Source organism: Paenibacillus sp. J22P143 (assembly GCF_059692035.1).
In genome coordinates, this window is sequence record NZ_JCAUAQ010000002.1 from 382710 (window position 1) to 397624 (window position 14915).

General features: G+C 47.1%; 12 protein-coding genes. 7 read left to right on the plus strand and 5 right to left on the minus strand.

Annotated elements, in window-relative coordinates; genetic code table 11:
* Positions 1 to 309: 309 nt before the first annotated feature.
* Positions 310 to 1446, minus strand: coding sequence for a polysaccharide deacetylase family protein (locus tag AC58PQ_RS05515; protein ID WP_497240955.1), 1137 nt, complete (start codon positions 1444 to 1446; stop codon positions 310 to 312).
* Positions 1447 to 1563: 117 nt separating this feature from the next.
* On the opposite strand from AC58PQ_RS05515, the gene AC58PQ_RS05520 reads away from it, so the two are divergent.
* From AC58PQ_RS05520 to AC58PQ_RS05535, 4 genes are all read left to right on the plus strand, one after another.
* Entirely contained in the window at positions 1564 to 3114 is a 1551-nt protein-coding gene (locus tag AC58PQ_RS05520; protein WP_497240956.1) for a fumarate hydratase, read from the plus strand.
* A 139-nt stretch (positions 3115 to 3253) separates the two neighbouring features.
* On the plus strand, positions 3254 to 5050 hold the full coding sequence (gene pnpS / locus AC58PQ_RS05525; protein WP_497240957.1) for a two-component system histidine kinase PnpS: 1797 nt from the start codon (positions 3254 to 3256) through the stop codon (positions 5048 to 5050).
* 118 nt (positions 5051 to 5168) lie between these two features.
* The gene (locus tag AC58PQ_RS05530; RefSeq protein ID WP_497240958.1) at positions 5169 to 5885 is read left to right on the plus strand and encodes a response regulator transcription factor; all 717 of its coding nucleotides are present in this window, start codon (positions 5169 to 5171) and stop codon (positions 5883 to 5885) included.
* 191 nt (positions 5886 to 6076) lie between these two features.
* Positions 6077 to 7159: a Gfo/Idh/MocA family protein gene (locus tag AC58PQ_RS05535; RefSeq protein WP_497240959.1), complete on the plus strand. Its 1083-nt coding sequence runs from the start codon at positions 6077 to 6079 to the stop codon at positions 7157 to 7159.
* 65 nt (positions 7160 to 7224) lie between these two features.
* Here AC58PQ_RS05535 and AC58PQ_RS05540 read toward each other — a convergent pair whose 3' ends face one another.
* Positions 7225 to 8103 carry a helix-turn-helix domain-containing protein gene (locus tag AC58PQ_RS05540; protein ID WP_497240960.1) on the minus strand — a complete coding sequence of 293 codons (879 nt, stop codon included), beginning with the start codon at positions 8101 to 8103 and terminating at the stop codon, positions 7225 to 7227.
* A gap of 196 nt (positions 8104 to 8299) precedes the next feature.
* Between AC58PQ_RS05540 and AC58PQ_RS05545 the strand changes: the two genes are divergently transcribed.
* A complete protein-coding gene (locus tag AC58PQ_RS05545; RefSeq protein WP_497240961.1) occupies positions 8300 to 9142 on the plus strand; it encodes a phytanoyl-CoA dioxygenase family protein in 843 nt (280 codons plus the stop codon).
* A gap of 69 nt (positions 9143 to 9211) precedes the next feature.
* Here AC58PQ_RS05545 and AC58PQ_RS05550 read toward each other — a convergent pair whose 3' ends face one another.
* The 3 genes from AC58PQ_RS05550 to AC58PQ_RS05560 are packed head-to-tail and all read right to left on the minus strand — an operon-like array spanning position 9212 to position 12026.
* Entirely contained in the window at positions 9212 to 9499 is a 288-nt protein-coding gene (locus tag AC58PQ_RS05550; protein ID WP_497240962.1) for a DUF6171 family protein, read from the minus strand.
* 12 nt (positions 9500 to 9511) lie between these two features.
* Positions 9512 to 10990, minus strand: a complete 1479-nt coding sequence (locus AC58PQ_RS05555; protein ID WP_497240963.1) for an alpha-N-arabinofuranosidase — start codon at positions 10988 to 10990, stop codon at positions 9512 to 9514.
* Between the two features lie 16 nt (positions 10991 to 11006).
* On the minus strand, positions 11007 to 12026 hold the full coding sequence (locus AC58PQ_RS05560) for a GntR family transcriptional regulator (RefSeq protein ID WP_497240964.1): 1020 nt from the start codon (positions 12024 to 12026) through the stop codon (positions 11007 to 11009).
* A gap of 878 nt (positions 12027 to 12904) precedes the next feature.
* Here AC58PQ_RS05560 and AC58PQ_RS05565 point away from each other — a divergent pair.
* A complete protein-coding gene (locus AC58PQ_RS05565; RefSeq protein ID WP_497240965.1) occupies positions 12905 to 13738 on the plus strand; it encodes a class I fructose-bisphosphate aldolase in 834 nt (277 codons plus the stop codon).
* Between the two features lie 19 nt (positions 13739 to 13757).
* On the plus strand, positions 13758 to 14915 hold the full coding sequence (locus AC58PQ_RS05570; RefSeq protein ID WP_497240966.1) for a Gfo/Idh/MocA family protein: 1158 nt from the start codon (positions 13758 to 13760) through the stop codon (positions 14913 to 14915).

Sequence of the window (14915 nt, forward strand, 5' to 3'; positions counted from 1 at the left end):
ACAAGTTGGATGTTCATTTATATGGGTGGGGCGGCGTTTTATGTGAAGGCTGGAGGAGATAAGTGCAAGAGAAACTCGAAAAAGTCGAGTAATTCGGGTGAAGGAGGGGGGGAAAGGGATGGAGATGGTCGAAAAAGTCGAGTAATTCGGGTGAAGGAGAGGGGAAAGGGATGGAGATAGTCGAAAAAGTCGAGTAATTCGGGTGAAGGAGAGGGGAAAGGGATGGAGATAGTCGAAAAAGTCGAGTAATTCCACTTCAGGAAAGCAAAGAGGAGGTACAACACGTAGTCTCTTGTTGTACCTCCTGTTCTACTTCACGCTCGGCGCCACCCGCACAGCCACCTTACCGGTGGCCGGGGTGTAGACGAGCGACTGCCCGATCAGCGCTTGCAGATCGTCAAGCGCGATCGTGATCTGCCCGTGCTCACGCAGCACGGGCTGCCGCAGCCGGACGCGCGCGTCGCCGCGCGTCGCGGTCTTCGCATTCACCTGCAGGGTGAATGCCTCTTGCCCCAGGAGGAGGCGAAGCTCTCCGCCATCCACCGCGGCGCTGCCGCCAAGCTGCGCGGCAGCAGCGGCCGCGTCCACGCGCAGCGGCGCGCTGCCCGGCTGCGCCGTAACCCGGCGCTGGATCGAGCGCTGCAGCAGCTCCGGCGTGATGCCGGGGCTGCCCGCGTTGATCCGCGGGATCAACAGGTGATCGGCGCTGCGCGTCGCCATCTCGGGTGAGATCGTGAAGGCGTAGCGGATGCCCGCCTTCGCCACTTGCTCCGTCGCAGCTGGCGACGTGATGCCGAACGGGTACGCCATCGCGTCGAGCGGCGCATCCGTAAGCCCTGCAAGCTTGCCGATGCAGGCTTGCGTATCCGAGAACACGCGCTGATTCAAAGCACCCGCGTTATCCCCCTCAATTCTGCCGACAAGTGCGGCTTCCCCACTCGGAAGCTTGTGGTGAAGGTTGTCTGTATGACAGCCAATGTCGATGAAATTCGTCGCATGGGTCATTTCACTGATCTGCTCCTTGGACATCGACGGAATGTACGAGGCCAAGGGGGTCGCTAAATCTGTCGTGATAACGAAGTTGACGGCGGGTATGCGTAAGCTTTTGAGAATGGGATAAGCCCCTGTAAAAAAGCTCTGATACCCATCATCAAAAGTAACCAGAACTGCGTTAGATGGAACGGTTGCGCCTGCCATGTACTTTTTAAACTCATCTAAGGAAATGAAATGATAGCCTTTGCTGAGAAGCGACTCTAACTGATTTTGAAACAGCGCACTTGTGATCGTGCTTGAGCTTGTATCCGTGTCATGGATGTGATGATACATCAGGACGGCAACCTGATTTTGGTAGTAGATGGTTTCGGACCGTTCAGCCTGCAAGGGTGTCAGCAAGAGCGTGAGCCCAATGAGACTAACGAGAATCGAAATTGCGATTCTTTTGTACATGTCAGGGAATCTCCTTGTTTTGCTCACAAGAACCGTCGAACTGTTCCTATGAGGTATGGTATAATGGTTTGTATTCTTTAAGATTATGCGGGTAATTGAGAGGAGATAGACAGCGTTATGCAACATTTTTATCAAAGTGTTTATGATTTAATTGTAGAAACATCTACGAATCTTCCTGGTGATGTTCGTCGTGCGGTACAAGCCGCGCAAATAAAAGAGGATAATGGCACGCGTTCAGCATTATCACTGTCTAGAATTGCCGATAACATTCACATGGCGGAAACGAATGTATCCCCGATTTGTCAGGATACAGGAATGCCAACGTTTATTATACACTGTCCAGTTGGGGCAAACCAAATTATTATGAAGAAACACATCCTTGAAGCAGTTGCGAATGCAACAAAAGCTTCCAAGCTGCGCACGAATTCCGTTGATTCCCTTACAGGTGCTAATAGCGGGGATAACCTCGGACCTGGAACACCTGTCATCCATTTCGAGCAGTGGGAACGTGATGATGTTGAAGTGAAGCTCATTCTCAAAGGCGGCGGCTGCGAGAACAAAAATATTCAATACAGCCTGCCAGCTGATCTTGAAGGCTTAGGCAAAGCAGGTCGTGACCTCGACGGCATTCGGAAATGTGTGATGCACGCAGTATATCAAGCGCAAGGTCAAGGCTGCAGCGCAGGCTTTATCGGTGTTGGAATTGGCGGCGACCGGACAAGCGGTTACGAGCTTGCTAAGCATCAATTGTTCCGTCGTGTAGACGATGTGAACCCGCATCCGGACCTTCGCAAGGTTGAAGAATACGTCATGGAGCACGCGAATACGTTAGGAATCGGTACGATGGGCTTTGGCGGTCAAGTCACTTTGCTTGGTTGTAAAGTTGGCGTGATGAACCGTTTGCCAGCTAGCTTCTTCGTTTCTGTAGCGTACAATTGTTGGGCGTTCCGTCGTCAAGGTGTGATTTTGAATGCGGAAACAGGTGAAATCAACGGCTGGTCTTATCCAAGAGGTGTTGAGGTTTCGTTCCAAGAGGCTTTTGAAGCTAGTAGCGAAGAAGCTAGAAATACACCGCAAGAGGATCGACGCGAGATTGTGTTGACGACTCCGATTTCAGAAGAGCAAATTCGCAGCTTGAAGGTCGGTGATGTGGTCGTTATTAACGGAACGATGCACACAGGACGCGATGCCCTGCACAAATATTTGATGGATCACGATGCGCCAATCGATTTGAATGGAGCGGCAATCTATCACTGTGGGCCGGTTATGGCCAAGGATGATGCGGGTGAGTGGCACGTGAAAGCGGCTGGACCAACAACGAGTATTCGTGAGGAGCCTTATCAAGGTGATATTATTAAAAAGTTCGGTATTCGCGCGGTGATCGGTAAAGGCGGCATGGGTCCTAAAACGCTAGCAGCGTTGAAAGATCACGGCGGTGTGTACTTGAATGCGATCGGTGGAGCAGCACAATACTATGCACAATGTTTCAAAAAGGTTGAAGGCGTCGATTATCTGGAATTCGGTATTCCAGAAGCGATGTGGCACTTAGAGACAGAAGGCTTCGCTGCGATTGTGACGATGGATTCGCACGGCAACAGTCTGCATGCAGATGTTGAGAAAAATTCGTTAGAGAAGCTGGCAGCGCTGAAAGAACCTGTGTTCAAATAAGCTCTCCATGTCTTCAGGATACATTTACAAAAAAAATACTGGATTAACTATAGAAATTAGGGTTACTATTTAGAGTAGCCCTTTTTCTTTTTTTTTTGGAATAAATCGGCACACACACCTGTTGGAGGTTTACGCATCCATGACCAAATTTCGTGCAAAGCTAACCCTGATTTTAATCATTTTAATTGGATGCTCGATGTTGGTTGCCGGTATTTTCATGGCGAAGGTACTCGAGAGTTCCCACGTCAATTCTTTACAAGAAAATATGGAGCGAGAGCTTCATGTGATTGCGTCAAGCGGCGTATGGGATTATCAAGGGACGGATGCCGAGCTGTTTACGTATTATTCTGCGCAAGCGCAGCGTTTGAAGGAAGCAACTAGTGAACGCCTGACCTTTGTTCGTGCAGATGGTAAAGTACTTGGTGATTCTGATCAACTGCCAGAGCAGATGGATAATCATTTAACAAGGCCAGAAATTGCAGCAGCAGCGAAGGATGGGGTCGGCTATACGACACGTTACAGTGATACGCTGAAAGAGAAGATGCTTTATGCCGCTATTCCGGTTAAAAATCAAGCCAAAGTGACAATTGGGTTTTTACGAATTTCGATGAGCTTAGAGCAAGTAGATAAGTCCATTCGCAGCCTATGGTATTTCTTTATTTCAGGACTAGCGATCCTATTCGTCATTGCAGGTATCGTCAGTTATCGAATCGCCAAAGGGATTACTCGACCAATCGAGAGAATGACCAAGGTCGCGCAGCAAATTACGAATTTGAATTACGAGTCACGTGTTCCAGCTTATAGTAATGATGAAGTTGGGCAGCTTGGGCAGGCGATTAATCGGATGTCAGAAAGCTTGCAAGGGCAAATGGCGCGGATTCAGGAAAATGAACGCAGACTGCAAGGCGTCATGGAAAATATGATGAGCGGCATCATGATGATTGACCGCGAAGAGCGGATTATGCTGCTCAATCCTTCTGCTGAAGCGATTCTGGGATTCTCATCCCAGGAGCTGTTAGGTAAGAAATATAATGAAGCGAAGCAGCAATATGATTTTACGAAAATGATCCAAGAATGCATCGAGCTTCAGGAACCGATCTCTGACGAGATGATGTTCTATTATCCTGCTGAACGTATACTGGATATCCATTTGAGTCCCATCGCGCATGAGGATGAAGAATGGTCGGGTGTGCTCATCGTGCTGCATGATATCACGGCGGTCAGGCGATTAGAGCGAATGCGCAGTGAGTTCGTAGCCAATGTCTCACATGAGTTGAAGACACCGATTGCGGCAGTTAAGGGCTTTGCAGAGACGCTGCTGGCTGGCGCGCTGAATGATAAGGAAACGGCGGTATCGTTTCTGCAAATCATTTTTGATGAGAGTGAGCGATTGAACCGATTAATTGGGGATATTCTGGAGCTTTCGAAAATTGAATCGAAGCGGATTCCGATGAATTTCTCGCCCGTCTATTTACCCGAATTTCTGGAGAGATCGCTTAGTGTATTGCGGAAAGAAGCAGAGAAGAAGCATATCGAGCTCAGCATGATGGTAGAAGATGATATGTACATCGAAGCGGATGAGGATCGATTACGCCAAATTATTATCAATCTGCTATCCAATGGTATCGCTTATACTCAAGATGGCGGTAAAGTCAAGCTTCGTGTAGAGCCATTGGAGACCAATGCTGACGGGGATTATGAACGACTGCGAATCATTGTTTCGGATACGGGAATGGGGATACCTAAGAAGGATTTACCGCGTATTTTCGAACGGTTTTATCGGGTGGATAAAGCGAGATCCCGAAGCTCAGGCGGAACCGGACTCGGATTATCGATCGTTAAGCATCTCGTGGAGTTGCATAAAGGAACGATTCGCGTTGAAAGTGAGGTCGGGGTAGGGACGAAATTTATCATTGAATTACCCGTCATTCACTAAATGGGTTCATATTTTCAGCGGATTTACACAGAGATGATGAAGCCTTTACAATGCCTTTACAATTGTGTGATACACTGGGGTTGTGCAATGTTAATAAACTGTAAATGCGAGGGATCTCATGGCACAGAAGATACTAGTTATTGAAGATGAGCCGACGTTGGCTCGGTTACTATCCTATAATCTCTCGCAAGAAGGCTATGACACGAAGGTAATCGATCATGGTGGGGATGGCCTGCAGGAGGCGCTTCAGCAGTCTTATGATTTAATTATTTTGGATATTATGCTCCCGGGACTGAGCGGCTTTGAGGTTTTGGCTAAGCTTAGGCAAAAGGGAAATCGTACGCCTGTCATCATCCTAACGGCTCGAAATGCCGAGGATGAGGTCGTACAGGGCTTGAAGCACGGAGCTGATGATTATATCACGAAGCCATTTGGGGTGGCCGAGCTGCTGGCCCGTGTGGCTGCTGTTCTGCGTCGTACACAATCGGAGGAAGCTGCTGCGGATATTGCCAAATCGAATGAGAAAGTGATTCAGGCGGGTGAGCTTCGTATTTATCCGGAGAAATATGAGGTTGTGTTGAACGGCGAGTCGATTCCGTTGCGTCCTAAGGAGTTTGAGGTTTTATTGTATCTTGTTCAACGTCCAGGCGTAGTTGTAACCCGAGATGATCTCATGAATATCGTTTGGGGCTTCGACTATATCGGCGGCCAACGTACGGTGGATGTGCATGTAAGTTCCTTACGCAAAAAGCTGGAAATGAATCAGCAATCCGTTCAGATTGATTCGATTCGCGGTGTTGGGTACAAGCTGGTAGCGACAATGATTAGAAAGTAAGTAGCATGGAAGCTGGGTGGACAGCGGCCATGCTTTTTTTATTTGGCGGATTTGCTGAGCGGATAACACAATCGCATACAATCTTCGCAAAATCGGGAATTTTATTAACGGTGGTATTGGGTATAATTAGTGTATACATATGACTGCTAGCTTTAGAGGAATTTGCAGGATCATTATAGAGGAGGATCATCATGTCAACGACATATCGGATCGCGATTATTGGGTGTGGGGGGATTGCGGGTGGCAAGCACATGCCTAGCCTTAGCAAATTGGACAATGTAGAAATGGTGGCTTTCTGTGATATCGTTTCCGAGAGAGCAGAGGAAGCTGCTACGAAGTTCGGTAAAGGTGAAGCACGCGTCTACGAAGATTATCGCGTGGTATTGAAAGATAGTTCCATCGATATCGTTCATGTGTGCACGCCGAATGACTCCCATGCTGAAATTACAATTGCTGCTTTGGAAGCTGGCAAGCATGTCATGTCAGAGAAGCCAATGGCGAAGACAGCACTTGACGCTAGACGTATGGTTGAAGCGGCTAAACGTACTGGCAAAAAGCTAACGGTCGGTTATAACAATCGTTTCCGAGGCGACAGCCAGCATTTACATAAACTTTGCTCGGAAGGTGAGCTTGGCGATATTTATTTCGCAAAGGCACATGCCATTCGCCGCCGCGCTGTACCTACATGGGGCGTGTTCCTCGATGAAGAAAAACAAGGCGGAGGCCCGTTGATCGATATCGGTACACATGCGCTGGATTTGACGATGTGGATGATGAATAACTATGAGCCGGCCGTTGTTTTGGGTACTTCCTATCACAAGCTTTCTGGGCGTGAGAACGCGGCGAATGCTTGGGGTCCTTGGGATCCAGCCAAATTCACGGTGGAAGATTCCGCATTTGGTATGATTACGATGAAAAATGGCGCAACGATTATCCTTGAATCCAGCTGGGCGTTAAATACGCTTGAAGTGGACGAAGCGAAGTGTACGCTTTCCGGTACGGAAGGCGGCGCTGATATGAAAGGCGGCCTACGTATTAACGGTGAGAAGCATAGCCGTTTGTTCACGACAGAAGTGGAACTGAACGCAGGCGGAGTTGCATTTTATGATGGAAAAGCAGAAGTTGCTTCAGATTTAGAAATGAAATTGTGGATTCAAGCGATAGAGAACGACACAGATCCAGTTGTTACACCTGAGCAAGCGTGTGTGGTCTCTGAGATTTTAGAAGCTATTTACGAGTCAGCGAGAACAGGTAAGGCTGTTTATTTCGACTAGATGAAAAAAGTCCTATTTCCTGGGAAATAGTTAACGACATGAAAAATCCCTTCTTCCGATACACGTTATCGGTTGGAGGGATTTTTTGTGGTTTTGCGATGGTCGCCGGGCGTCGTGCCTGTGCGTTGTTTGAATATTTTAGAAAAATGATGTAAATCCGCAAACCCGCAATAGTCCGAAATGGATTCATGGCTGAGCTCTGTATTCGTAAGTAATTCCTTCGCATGATGGATGCGCATCTGCAATAAGTATTGGTACGGAGAAGTCCCGTAGCGTTGCTTGAAGAGGAAACTGAATCTAGAAACAGATAGATTGGCCCGATCCGCCATGGCCTCTACGGAGAGAGGTTCACTTAAATGATTGGAGAAATAAGAGGTGATCCAGTTTAAGGTTGGAGCTGGTACGGGGACATCGCGCTGATAGGCTTCTAACATAGAAAGGATGATTTCCAGCATAAGATGCTGTGTTCTCAGCTGTGTAAACGGATCTTGCATATGGACAAGTTCAATGGTTTGCAAGAGCTTTTCTTTCATAAGTGCTGGGTTTTGCGGCTGGACATGTACGGGAACCCTTATGCCAAAAAGGTTTTGAATGGTAGGCTGCATCAGATGGTTATACGCGGATAGATCAATTTGCCCTGGTCGTGTAGGAAAGCTGATCTCACGTTCGGGATTGTAGGCGATATCAAAATGAAGATAAGGCGTGACGGTGCTTGTCAGTCCCTCTAATGAAAGCAGGCTGCCTGGCTGCACGAGGCAGAATTGGCCTGGGTAGAACATATACTTCTGATGATTGACCCAGAAACAGCAAGTACCTTCTTGTATGTACACCAGTAGATAGTCCAAGAGTCTACGCTCGGGATAGTTCCAAGGCTTGCGAACCGCAAAGTCACATGCCCTGATATAGGGGACGATGGGATGCGTGTGTGATAATTCATTGTACATAGAAGAACACCTCTTACGGATATGTGAAAAATCAATATGACTGCCTTAGTATGCCGCACTCACCTCTTATTGTAGTGCATGATGTCACTTATTTTCCAGTTGTTTTTGACAAATCAATAACCTTGTTTGACAAAGATTATTAGGCAACAGGGTCGTATAATGAAGCTATAAATAGACAAGTTGAGGTGCATAGCGCATGAGTAATCTTGAATCGAACCCAGTCAATGAATTGCCGTTGTTAGAAGACAGTTACAAGTTGTCGCAGGAGCAGCAGGAAAGATATCAACGTGATGGCCATATCGTTCTTCGCGGGGTAGCGAATGAGGCTGAGATTAATGTCTATGAGCCGATCATCTCAAACTTGGTGAAGACCTTGAATAACCAAGATAAGCCGCTTGAACAGCGTGATACGTATGGGAAGGCGTTTATTCAAATTTCGAATTTGTGGGAACAAAGTGAAGAGGTTCGCCGCTTCGTATTTGCGAAGCGTTTTGCCAAAATTGCTGCTGATCTTATGGGTGTGGACGGTGTGCGCATGTATCATGATCAAGCCCTGTATAAGGAACCGCATGGCGGTCATACCCCTTGGCATCAAGATCAAATTTATTGGCCGCTCGATACAGATAAAACGATTACGATGTGGATGCCGCTTGTACCGATATCTGAAGCGATAGGTTCGATGACCTTTGCTTCGCAATCCCATCGCATGGGCTACATCAATAAGATGGTTATTTCGGACGAATCCCATCGCACACTTGCGGGTTACATCGAAGGTAAGGGATTTGAGACCAAGTCTCACGGTGCGATGGAAGCAGGGGATGCCACGTTCCATGCCGGATGGACGCTGCATAGCGCCCCTGGCAATCCGACGGATACAATGCGTAAAGTCATGACAGTCATTTATTATGCGGATGGCTTGCGGATCGCTGAGCCCGATAGTAAAGCTCGTGAGAGTGATTTGAAAAGATGGTTCCCGGGCCAGCAGCCGGGTGAGATAGCTGCTTCAGAGCTGAATCCGTTATTGTTCAGCCGTAAGTAAAAAAGATCGCTTTCCCGCATCTAGAATGGGGAAAGCGATCTTTTCGTATATGCGTGCCAGTGTAGGTGGCTACCATTTACTCCCGTATGGAGAAGGGCAGCGAGCGCTACTGAGCTTGGCCTTCACGCCCATCAAACAGCCGCAGTGGCGGCAAGTCGTGCCCCATTGATAGTCGCTGCAGCTTGAGCAGACCGCGATGCGACGGTCATATTCCGCTTCCGTTGTCAGCTTCAAGTTACGCACGCGGAGCGTTTCACCAAAAAGCTTGGCGATTTCTTCGGGTGTTACGTGAACGGAGGCTGAACACCCTTTACAGTCGGATCGGACATCGTTTTTATTTTCAGCTAATTGATCCATCTCAACGTGCTCCTATGTAAGGCAAAGTGTGACCACGGAGTGGGCAGGAAGGGTAACGATGAGTTGCTCATTTTCAAAACGATAGTCCGTAAAAGGTTGATTTTTCACAGCATCTGGATCCTCAAATGTATTATGCGCTTGCAGCGTATCGGACGTGATGATTAGCCCGGAGATGGTTCCCGAAAGCGTACCCTTAATGTCGCATTGGACTTCAAGTGATTCGACATGGTGCAAATTACAGAGAGAAATATGCAATTGATTATCAGCATTTCGTGATGCAGATGCGCTTAGTTGGTTGATTTGCTTGCCATCCATCGCATAGGACGGGCTGTCTGTTTCTACAGCAATATGGCTAGCATCTTGATGCACCTTGTACATGTCGAATACATGGTAAGTAGGTGTTAACAGCATATCAGCACCCTCCGTGAGGATAACCGCTTGCAAGACATTAACGACCTGAGCAATATTAGCCATACGAACACGATCACTATGTTGGTGGAAAAGGTTTAAATTAATACCAGCGATGAGTGCGTCGCGTATCGTATTTTGCTGATAGAGAAAGCCAGGATTCGTGCCAGGCTCAACATTGTACCAAGTGCCCCATTCGTCCACGATTAAGGCCACTCTTTTGTCAGGATCATAGGTATTCATAATAGCAGAATGACGTGTAATGAGTTCATCCATGTAAAGCGTTTTCTCTAGGGTTGAAAACCATTCTTGTTCCGTAAAATCGGTTGCGGACCCTTTATCCTTCCAAATCCCCGTAGGAATTGTGTAGTAATGAAGACTGATGCCATCCATATATTTGGTCGCTTCGCGCATCAAGACTTCGGTCCAATTGTAATCAGCGCTGTTGGCGCCGCAGGCGATTTTGAAAATCTTATTATCCCCATAGTTCCTTACATAGCAAGCGTATCTGCGATACAAATCAGCGTAGTACTCGGGACGCATATCCCCGCCACAGCCCCAATTCTCATTCCCTACGCCAAAATATTTGAGCTTCCATGGCTTCTCATGGCCATTCTCTTGACGCCAGTTCGCCATCGGAGACTCGCCGTCGAAGGTCATATACTCAACCCACTCTGACATTTCCGCTACGGTACCGCTTCCAACATTCCCGCTAATATAAGGCTCGGCGCCGATTAACTCGCACAGACGGAGAAACTCATGCGTGCCGAAATGGTTGTTCTCGAGAACACCGCCCCAGTGCGTATTAATCATCCGTTTGCGTTTCTCTGCGGGACCGACACCATCTTTCCAATGATATTCATCTGCGAAGCAGCCGCCAGGCCAGCGAAGAACGGGAATTTGCAGTTTGCGTAAGGCGTCAAGCACATCATTTCGCATACCTTCAGTGTTAGGAATCGGGGAGTCGCTACCAACCCAAATGCCTTCATAGATACAGCGTCCTAGATGCTCAGAGAAATGACCATAAATATTTCGGTTAATCGTGTGTAGAGGTGAATCGGCATGAATAGTTAGCTTAGCCATGAAAGGTATCTACTCCTTAGTGATTCATATTTAAAATCGACTCCCGACTGATCAGAGCAGCTGAAAGTATGATTTGTTCCTTCGCGATTGACTCGTGGGCGTGGTGGCGATGGATGGCGGAAAGCAGTTCCTCGACGAGATGCTTGGCATCCAAGCTAAACGTCGTCAATCTTGGTGATATTTGTGCGGCAAGCGGAATATCATCGCAGCCAATGATGGATGCATCCTCTGGAATGGAGCGGCCATTCTCTCGAAGGCCTTGTATGCAACCGGCGGCCATCCAATCGTTCACGGCGAATATAGCATTCGGAAGTTCTGCTGTAAGCAGCTGATCCGCTGCTCGTCGGCCGCCTTCCCAGTTCATTTTCTCCGTAATGACTTGGACTTTCGCGTCTTTCGACTGGCAAAATGCAAGGAAACCTTGCTTACGCAGCCGAGAGGAATCGTATTTATCTGGCCCTGCCAGCAGGGTGAAAGAGCGATGTCCTGCATCGTACAGCATTTTGGCCGCTTTGCTCCCGATCCGATAATCATCGAAATAAATTTGGATGATATCCTCACGATGGGCATAGCGCTGAATGGAGAAAAGCTGACCAGACGCCATGTTTAGACGGTCGAGCTGGACGTCGTCCATCTGTCCGATCAGAATGAGCGGGCTCGGAAGTGAAGCTCCGCTTGGTTGATCGGGGTGCACCATCGAAATCTTGATCGCTTGCTTCGCAGCTAAATTCGTGATTTCAACAAGAAAGTTGGTGTAGTAGGGATCATTCCCTTTGATATCTGGTGAACACATGACATAAAGTGTGTCCAAGAGAACAGCCGGGACGATGTAGGTGCCCTTACCTTGTAATTGGACGAGTAAGCCTTCCTGGACCAAGGTTTTGATCGCTGCCCGTACACTTACACGGCTAGCTTCGAAGTTTTCAGCCAAATCGCGCTCAGAGGGGATTTTGACGAGTTGATCCTTTTGTAGTGATTGAATCTGGACACGCAGTTGTTCGATAAGTCTTTCTTTAATAAGGGGGGATTTCTCCATGTGACCAAAACCACCATTCTGGGTGTTACCATTACAATTCTATATAATACCAATAAGATACCATTCGGAGTGTGGAGAGTCAATTCTTATTTGCTTGCTTGCTGGTGTGTGATGTCATATTTATTGAGAAAAATTCCATATTTCTTGAGACGAAATTATCAGAATTAATGAGTATACATTAATTTACTTGACAATTAAAGTAGGCAGAGATATGAGTAAGGTATTTAAAAATCAACTAAGTGTTTACCAGTAATAATGAACCATGTATGGAGTGGTAAGCTGCAACCGTGAAGATTAGTTATATACTACAATCGAAATCTTAATACAAAGCAAGGGATCTATCTTTTGATAGGTCCCTTGCTTGTTTAAATTCAAATGATTTTCACAAGCCCGAGGGAAAGCTGGCAATGCGACCTTTAGTTTATTTTCTCCGTACAGGAGAATGCAAAAAAGCCCAAGCGAGTCTGTCTCCGCCGTGATAAATCGTGTTTCTTTGGTCAAACCATCTTTAATGAGAAGCGTTTGGATAGATCTGAGTGAACCTTCGTGCGGCAGACGGCAAAAACCCCGCAAGCGCTCCGGAAATGAGGCTTGCGGGGTTGGCGTGACACGGCTGCGATCAGGCAAGCGCTGCCGCGATTGCGTCGTTTATTCGTTTGCGGCAATGGAGAAGCTATTCGGCATTTTGGGGAAAGCTGCGGAACGTGAGCGGTTCTGCCAGCCCCTGCTCCAGCGCGTTCAGCGCGTGCTCCTTGCCTGCCAGAGATTCGAGCAGTTCCAAAAAGTCTCCCATAGACAAATGTTATATTTTAACTTATCATTATGTTAGAAACGAACTTTATTTGTTTTTAAATAACATTCAATGGAGGATAACTTAAATGACAGTAAAGCCAAGACTAAACCGTATGTTCAGCGAACAAGGAAAATGTTTTGATGTTGCAATCGATCATGGATTTTTTAATGAGGTTTCGTTTCTAACAGGGATTGAAAACATGCAGCAAGCCATAGCTACGGTCGTTGAAGCTGGACCAAACTGCATCCAGTTAAGTATTGGGCAAGCTGGACAGCTTCAATTGATCCCTGGAAGTCAAAAGCCAGGACTTGTACTTCGTACGGATGTAGCAAATATTTATGGGAATGTACTACCTAATTTCTTATTTAGCGAGCTGATTGACAAAGCTATTGAGCAATCCGTTCGAATGGATGCTGTGGCTGTATGTGTGAATCTGTTACTGCTACCGAATCAGCCTCAACTTCATTATCAATGTGTGAAAAATGTAGCTAGGTTAAAAACGGAATGCGAGAAATACGGTATGCCTCTAATGGTTGAGCCGCTTGTAATGCTAGCAAACGAAGCAAAAGGCGGCTACATGGTGGATGGCGATATTAACAAAATTCTGCCCCTAGTGAGGCAAGCAGTTGAACTCGGTGCAGATGTCATAAAGGCAGATCCTTGTGATTATGTAGAGGAATATCACCGTGTAATCCAGATCGCTTCTGGCGTTCCTGTACTCGTGCGCGGCGGAGGAAGAGCCAGCGATGAGGAGATAATGAGGCGCACGGTTGAATTGATGAAGCAAGGTGCATCCGGTATCGTATATGGTCGCAATGTGATTCAGCATCCGAATCCTGCGGGCATGACTAAAGCCTTGATGTCCATCGTTCACCACGGCTCCACGGAAGATCAAGCTATGGCTATTCTAGCTCAATAACATGATAGGAGATGAATACATGTCGAAGAAAATGATACGCTTTGGAGTTATCGGCTGCGGACTAATGGGCAAAGAATTTGCCAGCGCCGCTGCAAGATGGTGTCATCTTACAAATATTGATAGCGAACCCAGGATTGTAGCGGTATGCGATGCTAATCCTGCTGCAACTCAGTGGTTTCAAGACAATTTACCCAGTGTAGAAGCTTCGTACACGGACTATAAAGAATTGCTTGCCAACCCGAATGTGGATGCGATTTATTGTGCAGTTCCGCATAATTTACATGAACAGATGTATATTGATATTATTGAATCAGGAAAGCATTTACTTGGTGAAAAGCCCTTCGGTATCGATCAAGCAGCAAATAGGCAGATTTCTGAAGCCATCACCCGTAATCCACATGTCATCGTCCGTTGCTCTTCTGAGTTTCCATTTTTTCCGGGTGCTCAACAAATCATACAGTGGGTGCGTGAGAATAAATTCGGCAAAATTATTGAAGTAGAAGCTGGGTTCTGGCATTCGAGTGATTTGGACCCTACAAAAGCAATTAATTGGAAAAGGCGTATTGCCACCAATGGTGAATATGGGTGTATGGGCGATCTGGGAATGCATGTTCTGCATTTGCCAATGCGGTTTGGTTGGAAACCGAAATCAGTAAGAGCATTGCTTTCCAAAATTGTACCCGAGCGTCCGGATGGTAAAGGGGATATGGTCCCATGTGAAACATGGGATAATGCGATTTTAGCTTGTGATGTTGAGGTAGATACGCAACAATTTCCAATGGTTTTATCCACGAAACGTATCGCCCCAGGACATGCCAATACTTGGTTTATCCGGATCACGGGCACGGATTTCTCTGCCGAATTTACAACGAAGAATCCTAAGCAAGTTGCCTCTTTACCTTACAGCCCAGGCGGGGTGCAAGCTTGGCATATAACCGATGCTCCGTATAAGTCAACGTACGGGACGATAACTGGAGGCATATTCGAGTTCGGATTCTCGGATTCCATCTTGCAAATGTGGGCAGCGTTCTGTGATGAACTAACACATCGTAACGAGATGGGGCAGCTATTCTATTGCGCAACGCCAGATGAAGCAGCTTTTAGTCACAAGGTGTTTACTGCAGCGTTAGAATCTAATAGAACTGGGCAAACGATACCGCTTTTTTGGGAGGGATAA

Bases quoted from the DNA above. Each gene is read 5' to 3' on its own strand.
- AC58PQ_RS05550 (WP_497240962.1), bottom strand. From the start codon at position 9,499: ATGGATCAATTAGCTGAAAATAAAAACGATGTCCGATCCGACTGTAAA.
- AC58PQ_RS05540 (WP_497240960.1), bottom strand. From the start codon at position 8,103: ATGTACAATGAATTATCACACACGCATCCCATCGTCCCCTATATCAGG.
- AC58PQ_RS05520 (WP_497240956.1), top strand. From the start codon at position 1,564: ATGCAACATTTTTATCAAAGTGTTTATGATTTAATTGTAGAAACATCT.
- AC58PQ_RS05570 (WP_497240966.1), top strand. From the start codon at position 13,758: ATGTCGAAGAAAATGATACGCTTTGGAGTTATCGGCTGCGGACTAATG.
- AC58PQ_RS05535 (WP_497240959.1), top strand. From the start codon at position 6,077: ATGTCAACGACATATCGGATCGCGATTATTGGGTGTGGGGGGATTGCG.
- AC58PQ_RS05560 (WP_497240964.1), bottom strand. From the start codon at position 12,026: ATGGAGAAATCCCCCCTTATTAAAGAAAGACTTATCGAACAACTGCGT.
- AC58PQ_RS05530 (WP_497240958.1), top strand. From the start codon at position 5,169: ATGGCACAGAAGATACTAGTTATTGAAGATGAGCCGACGTTGGCTCGG.
- AC58PQ_RS05515 (WP_497240955.1), bottom strand. From the start codon at position 1,446: ATGTACAAAAGAATCGCAATTTCGATTCTCGTTAGTCTCATTGGGCTC.
- AC58PQ_RS05555 (WP_497240963.1), bottom strand. From the start codon at position 10,990: ATGGCTAAGCTAACTATTCATGCCGATTCACCTCTACACACGATTAAC.
- AC58PQ_RS05545 (WP_497240961.1), top strand. From the start codon at position 8,300: ATGAGTAATCTTGAATCGAACCCAGTCAATGAATTGCCGTTGTTAGAA.
- AC58PQ_RS05565 (WP_497240965.1), top strand. From the start codon at position 12,905: ATGACAGTAAAGCCAAGACTAAACCGTATGTTCAGCGAACAAGGAAAA.
- pnpS (WP_497240957.1), top strand. From the start codon at position 3,254: ATGACCAAATTTCGTGCAAAGCTAACCCTGATTTTAATCATTTTAATT.